Below are 17,530 nucleotides of genomic sequence, written 5' to 3'. Positions count from 1 at the left end.
GCCGGGCGCCCGGACGCGTGAACCCGGCCGGGCGCCCGGACGCGTGAGCGCGGCCGGGCCCGCCGTCGCGGGCCCGGCCCCGCTCACACCGCGAGCGGTTCCAGTTCGCGCCGGAACCGGCGCTCGTCACGGGCTATCCGGCTCAGCGGATGGTCGTCCCCGAGTTGCCGGGACAGCTCGGCGACCACCTCCGCACGCAGTTGCACCGCCTCGTCCTGGCGGCCCAGCGCGTCGAGGGTGACCGCCCTGTTCGAGATCATGGCCAGGGTCTCGGGGTGATGTGCCCCCAGGGCCTCCCGCAGCTGCGCGGTCAACCGCTCCTCGGTCTCCAGCACCAGTGCGAGATCCCCCCGGTCCGCGGTCGTGCTGGCCAGATTCATCACGCAGAAAAGGGTGTTGGGGTGCTCGCGGCCGAACCTCTCCCGCATCGAGGCGACCACCATGGTCAGCACCTTCTCCGACTGCTCCACCTCCCCGGTGCCCGACAGATAGATACCGAGATTGTTCTGGGCCGCCAGGGTGTACGGGTGCTTCTCCCCCGGCACCTTCATGTACTGGTCGACGACCTCCTGGGCGGTGTCCCTGGCCTCGGCCGCCTCGCCCGCAGCGAACAGGTCCGCCGCCAGGTTGAGGTCGCAGGCCAGCGAATCGGGGTTGGCGATCGTGTACTTCGCCCGGTACCTGGCACGGGTGGCCACCGTCAGCCGGTGGGCGTCCTCCAGCCGGCCCGCCCTGCGCAGCGACACCGCCAGGCTCTTCGCGGCGCTGAGCGTGGCGGGGAAACTCCGGCCGAGCGTGTGCTTGAAGCTGTCGTACGTGCGGCTGAGCAGACCCACGGAGTCCTCGTACCGCCCGACCTCGCGCAGATCACGGGCCAGGTTCATCGCGGAGGAGAGACTGTACGGGTGCTCCGGGCCGAGCACATCGGAGCGCAGGTCGTAGACGTCCTGATCGATCTCGCGTGCCTTGGCGTACTGCCCGACACTCCGCAGGTTCAGGGCCAGGTTGTTGGCCGCCGCCAGCGTCCTGGGGTGCGAGTCGTGGAAGATCTGGCTGAATCCGTCGCGGGCGTCGGTCGCCAGCTCGATCGCCTGCGCGTAGTCGCCGAGCAGACCGAGGTCGATGGCCAGACTGCTGGTGGTCATGTACGTGTGCGGGTGCTCCGGGCCCAGTACCTCCCGCTGCCGCTGGAGGGTGAACTCGTCGAGCTCCTTCGCCTCCACGTACCGTCCGCGCGTACGCAGGATGTTGGAGAGGTGGAAGCAGAGGTACAGGTACTGGAGGTCCCGCTCCCCCAGCGTCTCCAGCCAGGTCTCGCGCAGTTCGTCCCCGAGGGTGGCCGCGGTCCGGACGTCTCCGCGCTTCCACAGGTAGCGCACCCGGTCGATCAGGAGCCTGCGGGCCTCCGGCTCCTTGCAGTTGCGCGCGTCGGACGGGCCGAGGTGGGGCCAGATGGTGGCGAAGGTCTGCCAGGTCTCCGGGTTGTCGATCGGCTCGTCGTCGTCGGGCCGCGCGCCCGCCAGGATGCGGTGCACCACATGCCGGGCCTCGCGCTGCTCCTCCTCGCTGAGCTGGGCCCTGATCACCGCCTGCACCAGGCGGTGCACCTGGATCGAGTTGGACACCTGGTCGACCTTGGCGAGGGCGAACCGGCCGATCTCCCGGATGACCCGGCCCAGCACCAGCTTCTCCTGGAGCGAGGAGTCGTACGGCTTCAGCGCCTCGATCATCTCCTTGCTGTAGAGGAGATTCGCGGAGATCGGCTCGGGAGCGAAGAAGGCACAGAGCTGGAGCAGCCGCACCGCCGCGGGCGAGCGCTCCTTCAGGCGGGCGATGGAGATGTTCCAGGTCGCGGCCACCGGCTCCGGGTATCCGGCGGGCTGGTTGAGGGCGAGCACCTGGGGGGCCTGCTGGGCGAGCTGTTCCAGATAGGCGCCGATGGGGGTGGCGGTCTCCGCGATCCAGGCCGCCGCCTGCTCGACGGCGAGCGGCAGGTCGCCGACGGCGGTGGCCACCTGGGCGGCGTCGTCGTCGCTGAGTCCCGGGGCGCGGCGCTGGAGGTGTTCGATGGACTCCTCCCGCAGGAAGACGTCGACGGGCAGCGCGTCACCGTGCTGGGACCAGGTCTGGTTCCTGGAGGTCACCAGGATGTGGCCGGAGCCGCCCTGCGGAAAGTAGCGGCGGAGCTGTTCCGGGTCGTCGGCGTTGTCGAAGACCAGCAGCCAGCGGTCCGAGGGCACTCCGCGCCGCAGCAGGTCGACGGCCTCCTGCGAGGCGGCGGCCATGTCCTCGCCGCCCTGGGCACCGAGCCGGACGGCGAGTTCGGCCAGTGAGGCGACCACGTCGTCGGTCTGCTCGGACGATATCCACCACACCAGGTCGTAGTCGGCCATGAACCGGTGCACGTATTCCAGCGCCACCTGGGTCTTGCCGACGCCGCCGAGTCCGTACAGCGTCTGCGGCTGCGGCAGGACGACGGACATCCCGCCGCCGAGCTGGTCGCGCATCCGCTCCAGGACGAGGGAGCGGCCGGTGAATCCGGGGTTGCGCGGGGGTGCGTTCCAGATCCTCGGCACGGTGCCGGGGAAGCGGGGTCCCGGCGACGTCCCGTCGACCAGTTGCACCGGCCGGTCCAGGGCCCGCATCAGGGCCGAGGTGGCGTGCACCTCGTCGAGGCGGAAGAGGTCGACGGGGTTGCGGTCGATGTAGGGCGCGCTGAGGCGTACGTCCCCGACCCTGAGGGGCAGCAGCTGACGCCTGCCGCCGCCGGGGTCCTCGGCGACCGCCCTGTCCCACACACCCACCGCGCGCTGCGACTTGAGGTAGGCGCTGGAGAGCAGGACGACGGTCCTGGCCGCGTTCTCGGCGGTGACGGTGACCGGTTCCTGCGGGCCCCGTTCGGCGGAGACGTCTCGCGGGACGACCCGGAAGCCGGCCCGGGTGAGGACGGATTCGATCCAGTCGGCCCACATCCGGTTCTCCGCCACATAGCTGAGGAAGAGGTCGGCGGGCAGCGCGGGCCTGCGGCGGGTGAAGGCGTCGCGGATCCGCAGGCGCACCTCTTCGCCCACCGGGGGCATGGAGGTGATCTGCCGGTCGGTGAGGACCGCGGTGAGCCGTTCGAAGGCGGAGAGCAGCGAGTTGGTGAGTCCGGCCTCGTCCCCGAAGGTGGCGAGCGTCTCCTCGTACGCGTAGTAGGGGCGGTACGGAATCTCCACCGCGCCCCAGTAGGCGGTGAGTTCGTCGCCGGACAGGTCGCGCGGCAGCCGGTCGAACTTGAGCCGGGCGAGTGCGCGTCCGGCGTCGGCCTTCTCCTTCTCGCCCTCGTCGATGCGCATCGGGACGGGGAAGATCGAGATGGCGCGGCCGGTGTAGCGCTCGGAGATCTGCCGGGCGACGGAGGCCGCGCCGTCGATGGACTGGTCGCTGAGGGTGAAACAGTCGACGAGCACGTCCGGGAGGTGGACGGTGCAGATGTCGGCGATGTCGCTGAGTCCGGTACGGCTGTCGATGAGGACGTAGTCGTAGTTGGCCTTCATGTCGTCGCGCAGGGCGTCGAAGAAGTGGCCGCCGCCGAGCCGGTCGTAGAAGTTGTCCCAGTCGAAGGTGGAGACGGTCGCGGAGTACTCGCGGTTCTGCCGTCCGGCGGAGACGAAGTCGAGGGTGCCGCCCTGCGGGAACTCCCAGCCCAGCGCCTCGGGGGTGAGGGAGACCGCGTGCGGCTGGATGCGGGCGTAGTCGCGGTGCCAGTCGTCCGATCGCTGGGCGGGGCTGGTCGCGGCCCAGGCGTACTCGGTGATCAGGTCGATCACACCGGTGGTGGCGCCGAGGGTGGAGGGGTCGAGGAAGGGGTGGAAGAACCGGTGGAGACCGGGTGCCTCCAGGTCCCAGTCGACGGCCAGTACCCGTTTGCCGTTGGCGGCGAGGATCCAGGCGGTGTTGGCCAGGGCCATCGTGCGGCCCGTTCCGCCCTTGTACGAGTAGAAAGTGACGATGCGCCCGTCACGACCGGCTGTCATACGTCCTCCGCTTGCGTCGCAGGGTCGTTCGGGTGGGGTAGGAAGCTGGCGTTGCCCATCGGCCCCATCAGTCGCGTCCGTTCGCTGTGTCCTCCACCGGTGGCCGGCGGATAGGCCGTCGCGTGCCGCAGATACTGCTGGGCGGCCACCTCGACCACCTGGGGCAGGACCTGCCCGAAGGCGTCCATGCTCGGCACTCCTTTGGCCGCGGCGCGGCAGAAGGCCCGTCCCTGCCGCATTTTGGCCGGCATCGTCTGTTCGAGTTTCTCGGTCAGTTCGGCCTCGGCCGCCCGGCTCTGGTGGTCGTCGCGGTTCCACGGCACGACCATGGTCACCCAGGGCCGGTTCTCGGCGTCGAAGGCGGCGAGCCGGCGCCGCCGGTCCTCGTCCTGCAGGGCCCAGCGGTCGACGAGGAGGATCTCCGGGGTGCTGGGCAGCTGTTTGCCCTCCTGGTGCCCGGACTCCTCGTCGAACGAGGAGATGGCGGCCTGGTAGTTGAGCGAGCGCACCAGCTCCTCGGCGACATAGGCGAGCGGTCTCGCGGCGGCCGGGTGGTAGGGGTTCCACTCCTGCGGGTTGTCTCCGTAGTAGTCGGAGTTCCGCCCCTCGGGCAGATCGTGGCGCGTGGGGGCGCAGATGGTGATCCGCATCGGGCGGGGGGCGCCCACACCGCTGCTGGGCGAGCCGAAGGCGCTGGGGGCGATGCGGTAGTCGACCGGTCTTCCGGTGTCGATCCGCACGGTGTCGGCGACGCTGACGATGCGCTTGGCCAGTTCGTAGACGGCCCGTTCGTAGTCCTGTTGGAACAGCCTGAGTTTGATCAGCCCGTAGAGTCCGTCGCTGACGTAGCGGTCTCCGAAGTCACGGTGATTGAACTGCAACCGCTCGGCAGATCCCGGCAGTTGGCTGGGAGGCACCGGGACCCAGAGCGCCGGGACGATCGCTTCGGCCGGCTGGTTCGAGCGGGCCCGGTGGTGGATGGCGCGCTGTTCGAACGCGTACCACTCCTTGCCGCACATCTCGCTGGCGAAGTAGCGCGGTGAGAACAGCGGGACGAACACCCGGCAGGTGGCGAGCACTCCGCCGAGCCGTTCCGACCAGCCCTCACCGGAGCGTATCTCCCGGTCCATGAACCCCGCGGGCGCGCCCGCGGGCAGATCGGTCATGGCCATCACATGGCCGCACAGATCCTGAAAAAGCCTTTCGACCCACATATCGGGGTCCGTTCCACCGCCGTACCCCGGTGTGTGTGCGTAACTCAGAAAGAAGTACGGCCGATGGTCCGCCGCTCGCTGCTGCGTCGATGCGTGCACACGACCCCCGTCCTGTGTGAGCACTCGCATCCGAGGAGTAGGGAAAGAATGCGAGCGAATTCATCATTCCGGAACAGATCATGCTCCACCCCCCTGGCGTTCGGTCATTGAACGCCGCTTTTCAGTCAACCGTCTCCCAGTTCGGCACATGTTGTTCCTGGCCAAGAACAGGCTTGCGACCGTTCCCCCCAGATGTCCCGTGTGTACCGCTGATCTCTTTACGGACTCCGGCCAGCAGCCGCTTTCCGTCGACGGTCGGTTCGGCCGCTTTTTCGATCATGTCGAGTGCTTGTGGTACGCCCTGGAGGAACTGTGGTGCGAAGAGACCGAGCCCCACCCGTTCGAAGGTCTCCGCCAGCAATCGGGAGAAAGGAACGGACTCTTCCCTCCAGGGCAACCAATGATCCCAGGAACCGTCCGACGCGTACAGATCCGTGACTTCGGCCAGCGCCCGCAGTTTCGCCCGCCGGAATCCGCCCAGCAGTGCGAGCGCCAGTTCCCGGGCGTCGTTCGCCGCACCGATTCCGAGCGCCCCGTAGCCGTGCCGCCCCACGGCGGCACCGTCCGCGGCCAGCGGGGTCAGCGTGGTCAGCGTCGCCGCCGCCTCGGCCGCCTGTTCCGGTACGGCCTCCTCCAGCAGCGCCCAGGCGGCGGCGAGGCGCGCGCCCCAGGCGTCGGCCTCGGCCCGCCCGAGCCGCGGCGCGACGGGGGCGCCGAAGCAGTCGCGGTACGGATCGAGATCGTCGAGTACGAAAGCGGGCACCCCGGCCGCCTCCACCCGGCGCACCGGCTGCCAGTGCGGGTTGTCCGCGGCGTCGCGGACGACCCGCAGCTCCGGGTGTTCGCCGGGCCCTTCGCGGCGGACCGCGAACCCGTCGCCGGTGGCGCGTACCAGAGCCGTGCCCCGGTCCCCCGGCCCTCCGATGCGCACGGCGCCCAGGGTGGGCAGGAAGAGCCGGCCGTCCCGGTAGTCCACCGGGACGGGCAGGTCTAGTCCGGCGAGCACGGCGGCCGCGGCCACCGACGAGGCCAGCCGTTCCGCGGCCCGGCCGACGTCGGGGCGCCCGTCGCGCACCCCCTCCAGCGCGTCCAGCAGCCAGCCGCGGCTGAACGGATGGGCCAGCACGCCGTCCAGTCCGGCGGCGCCCGCCGCCGTCCCCTCGGCCCGCGCCGCCAGTTCCCACGCCCGGTCCCAGCTCTCCCCGCCCCGCCCGCCGAGGTCCTCGTTGAGCACCGCGAGCAGGGTGCGCGTCAGGTCCTGCTGCGCCGCGAGGAGTTCCCGCGGCCCGGAGACCGCGGGCGACCCGGTGGCCGCAGCCGTGCGCTCCTCGATGCCCTCCACGAGCGCCTTCAGATCGGCGCAGTAGACCGAGGGGTTGTCGAAGGCGGTGCCGGAGCGGTAGCGGTGGGTGTAGAGCCCGCCGCCGCACGACCGTACGACGGGACAGCTTCGGCAGGTGTCACTGACCCCGGCCAGACCGAGCTGTCGCGCCCGGACGCCGGGGTGGGCGGCCACCTCGTCGAAGGAGTTGGTGAACACGTCGAATCCGGTGGCCGCGGCCCCCTCGTAGGCGCTCTTGAGGGAGTCGACCTGTTCCAGTTGCCCGTCGGTCTCCACGACGACCAGATCGGTGGGGGCCAGTCCGAGGGATTCGGTGAGGCTGGGACCGCCGCTCAGGCTGGACAGGACCGAGGAGAAGATCCGCACCGGCACCGGCCTGCCCTGCTCCGTCCAGCGGTCGAAGATCGCGAGGAGCCAGTCGGCGTAGGCGGTGGGTGAGCCGTCCGGGCGCGGCGGGGGGGCGTCCCAGGTGGCGTGCGGGAGAAGGAAGTCGACGAGCGGCGGTTCGAGCTCGGCGAGGGCCTCGTACACCGCGATCGGGTCGTTGTGGATGTCGACGGTGCACAGGAGGCCGAGGTTGAGATGGCGGTACCGCTCCCGCTGGAGCAGTTCGACGGCCTTGAGTACCTGCGGGTGGCTGGTGCGTCCGTTCGCGAACCGGCGGTGCCGGTCGTTCGCCGTACGGTCTCCGTCCAGCGAGATCCCGACCTTGACGCCGAACTCGTCGAAGAGGTCGAGGTATCGGGGGCTGAGCTGGACGCCATTGGTGTGAATCCTCAGGTCCAGCTCAGCGATGCCGTGCATAGCTGAGCCGAGCTCCTCGCAGACGCGACGCAGCCGCGCCGGTCCTGCCAGAAGCGGTTCTCCACCGTGCAGGATCACTGAAAGGGAAGAGAGCGCATGAGTCGCCGCATGCTCGGCCAAGCGTCGGGCGGTCCAGGAAATAGCGTCGTCAGAGATTGTCTTGGGGCGGGTACGCCAGCTCTGATCTGCATGTTCGTAGACATAGCAATGGTCACAGGCGAGATCGCACCGGCTGTGCACCTTGAGCACGATTTCGCGAAAGGGGACCAGGGGTCCTGTCATTCCCCCAGTCTAGCCACCTGGCAGTCCGGCTCAGAGCGCCGAACTGAAGGTCGAGGTGCGCGTGTTGCGGCCCGCGGACGCGCCGAAAACGCGGCTGACCTTCCTGGTGGTGTCGACGTCCCGGACGTCGATCTGGGCGAGCGGTGCACGACTCTTCGCATTGGCGAAGGCGGGGGAGGATTCGTAGATCTTCACGGCCGTCCTTGATGGATTGTTTCCGGACACTTGAATGCCACCGGTATCTGCATAATTGCAGCCTCCGGCGGCATGACTTTACTCCCATCCGGCCCCTCACACACGCTGACCGGCTGGCCATTGACGCCCCGAATCCTCAAGGGAGACATCGCGCGCGCTCGACCGGCCGGGTGAGGCGGGAACCCGCAGGCGGCAGGGGTGGGAGCGGTACGGGTCCGGGTGACGGGGGACACTGCCCGGTGGGGCCGTGCGCGGACCCGGACGAGGTCCACGCACAAGCGGACGCGGCACGCAACTCCCGGATTGCCGGGCGTCCCGGAATCACGCGTCCCGGCATACCGCCCGGCAACGTCCGTCCGTGACGGCCCCGTTGGCCCCACGAACGCTCCCTCGCACCGGTTCCGTCCGCGAACGGACCCCGGCGACCGTCAGCCGATCGGAGCATGGTGGCCCGCCCGCGCGCCGCGCATGCGGTCCGGGGTCCCCCTTCAGCAGGCCCTTCGCCCGGGCCCCCGCCGGCCGAGGTACGGGCGTACCGTGCGGGCGCACTGGGCCCTGGCCGGGACGGCGCCGGCGGCGACGGCCGGCAGGGGGCTGCGGCGCACCCCGGCCGGGTGTCGGACAGCGGTACGCCGCCGCCCCCGTCCCTCCGGTCCGTCTGGATCGCCCCGTCCCCCCGCCAAGAGGCGAGTCACCGGCTCTACCCCCGGCAACTCACCTACCAGCAAACACAGTTGTGTCACTTTCCCACACCTCGCCCGTCCGCACGAGAGTGGCCGGATCACGTCCGAAAAGCCCTCCGCACCGAGGGGCACCATTGCCGTCCCCGGTACGCCCCCCTACTCTCGTGGCCCCGGCCGGGCGTGGACCTGTGAGGCGTGCCCTGACCGGCGGAGCGATCTAGCACGCTCATAACTGCAGACGGGGGTGAACATGACGGCGCTTCCCGGACCCCTTCGGTCCATGGTCTTCAGGAACGAGGACCTTCCCGCGCTCTTCCACCGCACGGACGCCATCGCCATCGCACGCCAACGCGAAGCGGTCAATACCACCCGAGGCCAGCTGGCCCTGCTCGTCGTGGGCACCGTGCCCGCCGCCCTCCCCTGGCAGATCCGGATCGGCGGCTCCTTCCAACTGCTCGACGCCATAGGCGTGCTGGCCTATCTCGGCGTCCTGGTCACAACCTTCGCCGCCTCGCGCCGCAAGGCGAAGTCGCACTGGCAGCTCAACCGGTCCGCGGCGGAGTTCATCAAGTCGATCTGCTGGCGGTACGCGGTGCACGGCTCCCCCTTCGACACCACCGCACCGCACCCGGAGGCGGTGTTCGCCAACCGGCTCGAAGAGGGTCTCCAGGAGCTGCGGAAGGTGGGGTGGGCCGACCCCCGCGACGATCCGGACGACTCCGGCGGCGGTCTCATCACGGAGTCCATGCGCGAGTTACGGGACAAGGCCTTCACCGTGCGCAAGGAGACGTACATACGGGACCGGCTGATCGAGCAACGGCGGTGGTACCGCAGGCGCCAGCAGGTGTCGCGGCGCGGGGCGCTCCTCTGGTCGAGCACCATAGCCGCGCTGACCACTCCCGCCCTGGTGCTCGGCGTGTTCCAGACGTTCGGGGCGGCGCGGTCCTTCGCTCTGACCGGGACGCTGTCCGCGGCCGCGGCGGCCTGTCTCGCCTGGAACGAGATGCGCCGCCACCACCCGCTGATCTCCGCGCACTCGCTGGTCGAGAAGGACCTGGAGTCCATGCAGGCCGCGATGGAGACCACCCTGACCGAACGGCAGTGGCCGGTCGCGGTCTTCGAGACCGAGCGGATCGTCTCGCCGGAACACACCGACTGGCTTGCCAGGCACCGAATGTGACGCTCTATCAGCCCGGCTGTCTCTGCCTGCTTCAGGCGCGCTCCACGCCCTCGCGCCAGATGACGGTGACCGGCCGGCCGAGGGTACGGGCGTACGTCACGATGTCGCCCGTGCCGCCCAGTCCCCTCGCCGGGCGGCCGTCCCAGACGGCGAGCAGCCGGTCGCAGTGGTCGGCGATGTAGGCACCCGCCGCGTAGTACGCCTCGTCGGTGGAGTGCGCGAAGTCCAGCCGGACCTCCTGGGCCGCGCGGGACTTGAGCATCCGGTAGCGGGCGAGGTCGGCTTCGTCGTCGAAGCACGCCTCGTAGTCGCCGCTGGGGATCACCGCCGTCAGCTTCGCTCCGAAGGCGAGCGCGAGGTCGGCGAAGAGCTGGTCCGCGCCGACCGCCAGACTGGAGAGTGCTTCCACGGAACCGTGCGGGCCGCACAGTGCCGCCCGCATTCCTGCCAGCACATGCGCCTGGGCCTCCGCGGGGATGGAACGGTGACCGGTCACTCCGATGCGATTCACGGACCTGGTACCCCCTGCGTGTCTGCGCCCGACCGTCCTGACATCCTCTCAAAAGCCGCGGGTCGAGTGGGAGCCCCCGCCCGGAAATTCCGGACAGGGGCTCGCCATGCGGTACATCGGGTACGGGCCGGGGTCAGTAGACGCTGACGCCGTACGCGCTGAGTGCCTCGGTGACCGGCTGGAAGAACGTCGTACCGCCGGAGCTGCAGTTGCCGCTGCCGCCGGAGGTGAGACCGATCGCCCTGGTGCCGGAGTAGAGCGGGCCGCCGGAGTCGCCGGGCTCGGCGCACACGTTGGTGCGGATCATGCCGTAGACGATGTCCCCGCCGCCGTAGTTGACGGTGGCGTTGAGACCGGTGACCGATCCGCCGTGGATGCCGGTGGTGGAGCCGCGGCGGGTGACGGACATCCCGACCGTGGCGTCGGCCGCGCTGGTGATGTCCTGGCTGCCGACCGTGCCGTCCTTGGCGATGGAGGTGTTGGAGTACTGCACGATGCCGTAGTCGTTGGTCGGGAAGCTGGATCCCGTGGTGGTGCCGAGCACGGTGGCGTGCGAGGAATCCGCCCACCAGGTGCCCGCGCCGTCGGTGCAGTGACCGGCGGTCAGGAAGTAGTAGGTGCTGCCGCTGCGGACGTTGAAGCCGAGGGAGCAGCGCCAGCTGTCGGCGTAGATCGCGTCGCCGCCGGAGATCAGCTTGCTGAACTTCCCGGGCGTGCGCTCGATCCGCAGGGCGCCCGCGTCGGCTCCCGCGGACTCCTTGATCTTCTTGATCTCCGCCTGGGAGACCGTGCTGTCGACGGTGACCAGGAGTCGGTTGGTCTTCGGGTCGATGTTCCAGGCGGTGCCCGCGACATCGGCGCCGAGCACGGCGTCGGCGGCCGCGGTCAGCCGCGTGGCGCTGTAGGTGCCGGTGGAGTCTGCACCACCGGTGGAGTCGGCGGTGGCGGTGGGGACGGCGAGGGCGGCGACAGCGACGAGGCCCGCGAAGACGGCGGTGGCCCTGCTGCGTCTCGCGGTGCCCTTGGGGGTGGTGCGCTTGATCCTCACTTCTCGTTCCTCCCGAGGGGAATCGGGGGCCCTGCCTGTGGGGTGGCCGGACCCGTGAGGCGCAGTCGAGGAACACGTCCGGCATTCCGGGTGCCGTGCTCCTGACAAGCGCTGCTCGGGAGTATCAGGGGGCGTCAAACAGCCGCGCAAGGGCGCATTTTCGGCCGCGCGCGCCTCGCACACGGGTCGGCCCCGGCAGCTCCGTGGCTGCCGGGGCGGGAAGGGGACGCCTGTGTCCCGGTAGGACGGATCAGGCGTCGATACGGTTCCGCTCCCCCGCCGCGACGGCGGTCGTGAGGGTGTTGCCGGGCGGCGGGAACGGGCAGATGAAGTGGTCGGCGAAGGCGCAGGGCGGCAGCAGCGCGCGATTGAAGTCGACGTTCACACTGCCGTCCTCGGCCGGTGCGGCGGGCCGCAGGAAACGGAAGCGGTAGCTCCCGTTTCCGCTGGTGGCGTCGGCGAAGACGGCCCACAGCGAGCCGTCGGGCTCGACCGCGACCTGGAGCGTGTGCGCGGTGCCGTCCACCTCGAAGGCGATCTCACCGGCCAGTCCGAGGCCCCGCTCGACCCCGTCGGCGTTCTCCACCCGGACGGTGCGGTCGGCGGCGTACGGGCGGAAGGTGCCGGGCAGCGTCCAGCGCGCGTCGTACGTCGCCTCGATGGTCCGGAAGGCGTGCCGGGCCGGGGACTCCGGGTCGAAGTCACGGACCGCCCAGAGTCCTTCGCGGCGCAGCACGACGAGCCGCCGTCCGCCGAGTGCCAGCCGGGAGGTGTCGATCGGTCCGCGGTCCGGTCCGAGCCTGATGTCGCCGGTCAGCGGCTTGCCGTCGACAGTGAGACCGTCCGTGGGCGCGGCGGTGAGCACCAGCTCGTCGCCGTCCTCGCGCCAGTGCCCCGGGACGGCCGGAATTCGCCCTTCCGGGTAGTCGGAGAGCCAGTGGGTACCGGCCAGGGAGAGTGGGCCGTACGGTGCCGCCACCGCGACGACGCGCTCCTCGTGCCAGCTCTGCCAGTCCTGCCGGGCGTCCCGGTCCTCCTGGCCGTCCTGCGGGTTGTGCTGTGCGTCCGTGCTCATGCGTTCAACCTTTCCATACCGGTTCCGCCAGGCCGAGGTGCGACCGCAGGGTGGACCCGGTGTATTCGGAGCGGAAGACTCCGCGTTCCTGGAGCAGCGGGACGACCCGGTCGACGAAGTCGTCGAGGCCGCCCGGGGTCAGATGTGGTACGAGGATGAAGCCGTCGGCCGCGCCACCGGCGACGAACGCGGCCAGCTCCGCCGCGACGCTCCGCGGGGAGCCGATGAACGACTGCCGCGCGGTCGTCTCGATGACCGTCTGCCGGATGGACAGCCCCTTGGCCTCGGACACCGCGCGCCAGCGGGCGGCCACCGCGAACGGGTCGCCGTGCCGGACCCGGCCCTGGACCAGGGCGGAGTCCGGGTCCGGGTCGATCTCGGGGAGCGGCCCGTCGGGGTCGTACGCGGAGAGGTCACGGCCCCAGACCTGTTCCAGGGCGAGGAGGGCGTTCTGCGGGGAGACCTGCTGCCGGCGGATCTCCGCGGCGTTCTCCTGGGCCTCGGCGTCCGTGTCCCCCAGGACGAAGGTGACCCCGGGCATGATCTTGAGGTCCGCGGGCCGTCTGCCGTACTTCTCCAGCCGCGCCTTGACGTCGGCGTAGAAGACGCGGCCCGCCTCCAGGGTGCCGTGCCGGGTGAAGATGATGTCGGCGGCGGAGGCGGCGAACTCCCGGCCCTCGTCGGAGTCCCCGGCCTGGATGACGACCGGGTGGTGCTGCGGGGAGCGGGGGACGGTGAACTCCCCGGAGACGGTGAAGTGCCGGCCGCTGTGCGCGAACGGCCGGGAGTGCCCGTCCGGCGCCCAGGAGTCCCAGAGCTGCCGGGCCGTGGCGACGAACTCCGCGGCCCGGGTGTAGCGGTCGGCGCGGTCGAGGTAGCCGCCGCGGCGGAAGTTCTCCCCGGTGAAGGCGTCGGAGGAGGTCACCACGTTCCAGGCGGCACGGCCCCCGCTGAGGTGGTCGAGCGTGGCGAGGCGGCGGGCCAGCTCGTACGGTTCGTTGAACGTGGCGTTGACGGTGGCGGCGAGCCCGAGGCGGTCGGTGACGGCGGCCAGCGCGTTCAGCACGGTCAGGGATTCGGGCCTCCCGACCACGTCCAGGTCGTGGATGAGGCCGTTGTGCTCACGCAGCCGCAGTCCCTCCGCGAGGAAGAAGAAGTCGAACTTGCCGCGCTCCGCCGTTCTGGCCAGGTGCTCGAAGGAGGAGAAGTCGATCTGGCTCTCCGAGCGCGGATCGGCCCACACGGTGGTGTTGTTGACGCCCGGGAAGTGGGCGGCGAGATGCATCCGGGCCGGGGCGGTCACGCTCCCTCCCCGGCGGTCCGGGCGAGGGCGTACCGGGCGGCGGGGCGGGCGAGCCCCAGGTGTTCGCGCAGGGTGCCACCGGGATGGAAGGTGCGGAAGAGACTGCGGTGCTGGAGGAGTGCCACGGTGCCGTTGACGATCCTTTCGAGGTCGCGTCCCGGGGTGATGGGGGTGAGGTGGAAGCCGTCCACGGCCCCGGCCCGGTGCCACTGGGTGATGAGTTCGGCGAGGTCGACCGGGCCGCCCCGGAAGTAGGAGCCCCGCCCGGCGAGGAGCGGGCCGCTCTCCAGACCGGGTTCCGGTGCCGTTTCGGCGTCCCCCAGATCGACGGTGAGCGCGACGAGGACCCGCAGCGTGTCGGGGTCGCGGCCGTGCGCGGCGGCCCGGCGTCGTACGTCGTCACGGATCGCGGCGGCCTGTTCGGGCGTGGTGGCCCGCGCGTGGACGACATCGGCGTGGCGGGCGGCCGGTTCGCGGGCCGCGGCGGCGGTGCCGTCGATGACGACGACCGGGCGGCCCTGCGGCGGGCGCGGCACGATGGCGGGCCCGCGGACCGAGAAGGTGCTGCCCTCGAAGTCGACGTAGTGCAGCTTGTCACGGTCGATGAACCGCCCGGTGGCGACGTCCCTGATCTCGGCGTCGTCCTCCCAGCTGTCCCAGAGCCGGGCCGCCACGTCGGCCGTCTCCCCCGCCTCCTGCCACAGCGCGTCGGCGGGTGCGGCGGCGCGCCTGCCGAACAGCCGGGCCTCGGCCTCCGTCGTGGACACCTCCACGTTCCAGCCGGCCCGGCCGCGGCTCACCCAGTCCAGGGTGGCGACGGCGGACGAGACGTGGAAGGGCTCGGTGTGGGTGGTGGTGACGGTCGGTACGAGACCGACGCGGTCGGTGGCGGGGGCGACGCGGGAGAGCACGGAGAGCGCGTCGAGTCCCGGGCGGGCGAAGGAGTCGCCGAGGGTGATGTAGTCGAGGGCGCCGCGTTCGGCGAGCCGGGCGAGGGCGAGGTAGTGCCCGGCGTCGTAGTGGGGCGGGCCACCGATCTCGGCGGCCAGGTGAAGGGGCCTGTTGGCGGACATGCGGGACCTCTCGGGTCAGTTCTCGGTCTTGGGGAGGCCGGGCGGGTTGATCTCCGCCTTCTCGATGGCCTCGTTGGTCAGCCCCCAGCGCTTCAGCACCTCGGCGTACGAACCGTTGCCGATGATGTGGTCGATCGCGGCGGCGTACGCCTCGACCAGTCCGCTGTCCTTCTTGGTGGTGGCGGCGATCTTCCCCTGGAGCCCGTCGCCGCCGCCCGACAGGGTGCCGACGATCTCGGACTGTCCGGCCGAGGCGACGTGGTAGTTGGCGGAGGGGCTCGGGCCGAGATAGCCGTCGATCCGGCCGGACTGGAGCGCGAGGTAGTAGTCGGTGTCCTTCTGGAAGTACTTGATCTCCACCGGCTCGCGCCCGGCCTTGACGTTCTGCTCGCTCCAGTCGACGAGGATCTTCTCCTGGTTGGTGCCGGAGGAGACCGCGATCGTCTTCCCCGCGACATCGGCGGGCGCCTTCACCTTCCAGCCGGATCCCTTCTTGGCCTCGAAGGCGATGTTGTCGAGCCGGTAGGTCGCGAAGTCGTACTTCTCCTTGCGCTCCTCGGTGACGGTGACGTTCGACAGGACGGCGTCGAACTTGGAGCTGTCGAGGCCGACGAAGAGGTTCTCCCAGGACACCTCTTCGAACCGCGGCTTCAGGCCGAGCGTGTCGGCGATCAGGGTCGCGAGGTCGGTCTCGGAACCGATGCGGGTCTTGTCGTCGGTCGCGTAGAAGCCGAGGGGTGGTGAGGCGTCGGCGCTCGCCCCGATCCGGAGCGTGCCTCTCCGGCGGACCGCCTCCGGTACCCGGTCGGCGATGGCGGCCACCTCCTTGCCCCTGATCCGGTTCTGGTCCGGGCCGATGTTGACCCCGGTGTCCTGCTGCCCCTGGGGCCTGATCACGTCGGTGGCGGCGTCGCTGGTGCCGCAGGCGGTGAGCAGCCCGGCGGCCGTGAGGGTGGCGAGCGCGACGGCGAGGGTGCGGTGGACGGACACGTGACTACTCCTTGGCGGGAACACGGGCGGGGGATCACAGAACCTTGGAGAGGAACGCGCGGGTGCGTTCCTGGACGGGGCGGTCGAGTACGTCGGCGGGCGGGCCCTGCTCGACGATGCGGCCCTCGTCCATGAAGACGACGGTGTCGGCGACCTCGCGGGCGAAGCCGATCTCGTGCGTGACGACGATCATCGTGGTGCCCTGGTGGGCCAGGTCCTTGATGACGTCGAGGACTTCGCCGACCAGTTCGGGGTCGAGCGCGGAGGTCGGCTCGTCGAAGAGCAGCAGTTTCGGTTCGAGCGCGAGCGCTCGGGCGATGGCGACGCGCTGCTGCTGACCGCCGGAGAGCTGCTTGGGGTACGCCCCCGCCTTGTCGGCGAGCCCGACCCGGGCGAGCAGCTTCCCGGCCGCCGCGACGGCGTCCTTCCGGGGTCGGCGCAGGGCGGAGACCGGTGCCTCGATGATGTTCTCCAGGACGGTGAGGTGCCCGAAGAGGTTGAAGTTCTGGAAGACGAAGCCGATCCGGGTGCGCTGGCGCAGAACCTCGCGCTCGCGCAGTTCGTACAGTTTGTCGCCCTCCCTGCGGTAGCCGACCAGGGTGCCGTCGACGCTGATCCAGCCCTGGTCGACCTTCTCCAGGTGGTTGATGGTGCGCAGCAGGGTGGACTTGCCGGAGCCGGAGGGTCCGAGGACGACGGTGACCTCTCCGGTACGGACGGACAGATCGATGCCGCGCAGCACTTCGAGCGAGCCGAAGCTCTTGTGTACGGAGCGGATCTCGACCATGGCATCGCTGGGTGCGCTCATCGCACGGCCCCCTTGGCGTAGTGACGTTCGACGTAGTACTGGAGGACGGAGAGCACGGTGGTCAGGAGGATGTACCAGACGGTGGCGACCATCAGCAGCGGTACGACCCTGCCGTTGCGGCCGTAGACGACCTGGACCTGGTAGAAGAGTTCGCCGATCGCCATGACGGAGACGATCGAGGTGCCCTTGAAGAGGGAGATGATCTCGTTGGCGGCGTTCGGCAGGATGGAGCGCATCGCCTGCGGCAGCACGATCCGCCGCAGCTGTCGCAGCCGCGGGATGCCGAGGGCCGCCGCGGCTTCCAACTGCCCGGAGTCCACGGCCAGTACGCCGCCGCGCACGATCTCCGCCGCGTACGCCGCCTGGTGCAGCGCGAGCCCGAGCACGGCCGCGCTCATCGCCCCGACCAGGTTCATCGTGTCGAAGGTGAAGAAGCCGGGACCGAACGGGATGCCGAACTGCAACTCCTGGTAGAGGTAGGCGAGGTTGAACCAGAACAGCAGCTGGACGATCAGCGGGATCGAGCGGAACGCCCAGATGTAGGCGTGGGCGACCGCCCTGAGGAAGGGGCTGGCCGACAGGCGCATGAAGGCGAGGACGATGCCGAGCGCGAAGCCGAGAACGGTTCCGTAGAAGGTCAGCTGGAGGGTGACCCAGACGGCCTTGAGGATGGTCGCGGCGGTGAAGAACCGGGCGAAGACATCCCATTCCCAGCCGGGGTTGGTGACCAGTCCGTGCAGGAACTGGGCGAGCAGGACGGCGGTCGCTGCGACGGCCACCCAGCGCCAGGGGTGGCGGACCGGGACGACGGTCAGGCCGCTGTAGTCGGTGACAGGGTCCTGGACGGTCTCTTTGTCGATGGGTGGATCGCTGGTGAGCGACATGAGAGTTCCTTAAGCGACAT

At 70.3% G+C, this 17,530-nt stretch carries 13 protein-coding genes; 1 reads left to right on the top strand and 12 read right to left on the bottom strand.

Features of this window, described 5'->3' with window-relative positions:
- Positions 1-83: 83 nt before the first annotated feature.
- The 4 genes from fxsT to fxsA all read right to left on the bottom strand — a co-directional run bounded on the left by fxsT (position 84) and on the right by fxsA (position 7,955).
- On the bottom strand, positions 84-4,019 hold the full coding sequence (gene fxsT, locus OG413_RS23620; RefSeq protein ID WP_266808534.1) for an FxSxx-COOH system tetratricopeptide repeat protein: 3,936 nt from the start codon (positions 4,017-4,019) through the stop codon (positions 84-86).
- Entirely contained in the window at positions 4,016-5,362 is a 1,347-nt protein-coding gene (gene fsxC / locus OG413_RS23615; RefSeq protein WP_266808533.1) for an FxsC protein, read from the bottom strand. Before fsxC ends, fxsT begins: the two co-directional genes overlap by 4 nt.
- A gap of 91 nt (positions 5,363-5,453) precedes the next feature.
- Positions 5,454-7,760 carry a radical SAM/SPASM protein FxsB, inactivated metallohydrolase extension form gene (gene fxsB, locus OG413_RS23610; RefSeq protein WP_266808531.1) on the bottom strand — a complete coding sequence of 769 codons (2,307 nt, stop codon included), beginning with the start codon at positions 7,758-7,760 and terminating at the stop codon, positions 5,454-5,456.
- 30 nt (positions 7,761-7,790) lie between these two features.
- Entirely contained in the window at positions 7,791-7,955 is a 165-nt protein-coding gene (fxsA, locus tag OG413_RS23605; RefSeq protein WP_266808529.1) for an FxSxx-COOH cyclophane-containing RiPP peptide, read from the bottom strand.
- 963 nt (positions 7,956-8,918) lie between these two features.
- Here fxsA and OG413_RS23600 point away from each other — a divergent pair.
- Positions 8,919-9,818, top strand: coding sequence for a DUF4231 domain-containing protein (locus OG413_RS23600; protein ID WP_266808527.1), 900 nt, complete (start codon positions 8,919-8,921; stop codon positions 9,816-9,818).
- A 31-nt stretch (positions 9,819-9,849) separates the two neighbouring features.
- On the opposite strand, the gene OG413_RS23595 is transcribed toward OG413_RS23600, so the two are convergent.
- The 8 genes from OG413_RS23595 to OG413_RS23560 form a co-directional block, all read right to left on the bottom strand.
- Positions 9,850-10,329: a hypothetical protein gene (locus OG413_RS23595; protein ID WP_266808525.1), complete on the bottom strand. Its 480-nt coding sequence runs from the start codon at positions 10,327-10,329 to the stop codon at positions 9,850-9,852.
- Between the two features lie 133 nt (positions 10,330-10,462).
- Positions 10,463-11,377: a S1 family peptidase gene (locus OG413_RS23590; protein WP_266808524.1), complete on the bottom strand. Its 915-nt coding sequence runs from the start codon at positions 11,375-11,377 to the stop codon at positions 10,463-10,465.
- A 250-nt stretch (positions 11,378-11,627) separates the two neighbouring features.
- On the bottom strand, positions 11,628-12,452 hold the full coding sequence (locus OG413_RS23585; RefSeq protein WP_266808523.1) for a DUF1684 domain-containing protein: 825 nt from the start codon (positions 12,450-12,452) through the stop codon (positions 11,628-11,630).
- A 4-nt stretch (positions 12,453-12,456) separates the two neighbouring features.
- Positions 12,457-13,737 (bottom strand): NtaA/DmoA family FMN-dependent monooxygenase, encoded by a 1,281-nt coding sequence (locus OG413_RS23580; RefSeq protein WP_266810326.1) that lies wholly within the window; start codon positions 13,735-13,737, stop codon positions 12,457-12,459.
- Positions 13,738-13,751: 14 nt separating this feature from the next.
- Positions 13,752-14,828, bottom strand: coding sequence for an LLM class flavin-dependent oxidoreductase (locus OG413_RS23575; protein WP_266808521.1), 1,077 nt, complete (start codon positions 14,826-14,828; stop codon positions 13,752-13,754).
- A 15-nt stretch (positions 14,829-14,843) separates the two neighbouring features.
- Positions 14,844-15,818, bottom strand: coding sequence for an ABC transporter substrate-binding protein (locus OG413_RS23570; RefSeq protein ID WP_266808519.1), 975 nt, complete (start codon positions 15,816-15,818; stop codon positions 14,844-14,846).
- Positions 15,819-15,852: 34 nt separating this feature from the next.
- Positions 15,853-16,605, bottom strand: a complete 753-nt coding sequence (locus tag OG413_RS23565) for an amino acid ABC transporter ATP-binding protein (protein ID WP_266810325.1) — start codon at positions 16,603-16,605, stop codon at positions 15,853-15,855.
- Between the two features lie 17 nt (positions 16,606-16,622).
- Positions 16,623-17,510: an amino acid ABC transporter permease gene (locus tag OG413_RS23560; RefSeq protein WP_266808518.1), complete on the bottom strand. Its 888-nt coding sequence runs from the start codon at positions 17,508-17,510 to the stop codon at positions 16,623-16,625.
- Positions 17,511-17,530: the final 20 nt, after the last annotated feature.

The sequence above is a fragment of the Streptomyces sp. NBC_01433 genome (assembly GCF_026340105.1).
Taxonomy (GTDB): domain Bacteria; phylum Actinomycetota; class Actinomycetes; order Streptomycetales; family Streptomycetaceae; genus Streptomyces.
The sequence above is the reverse complement of the archived record's forward strand: the minus strand, read 5'-3'. Positions and strand labels throughout refer to the sequence as shown.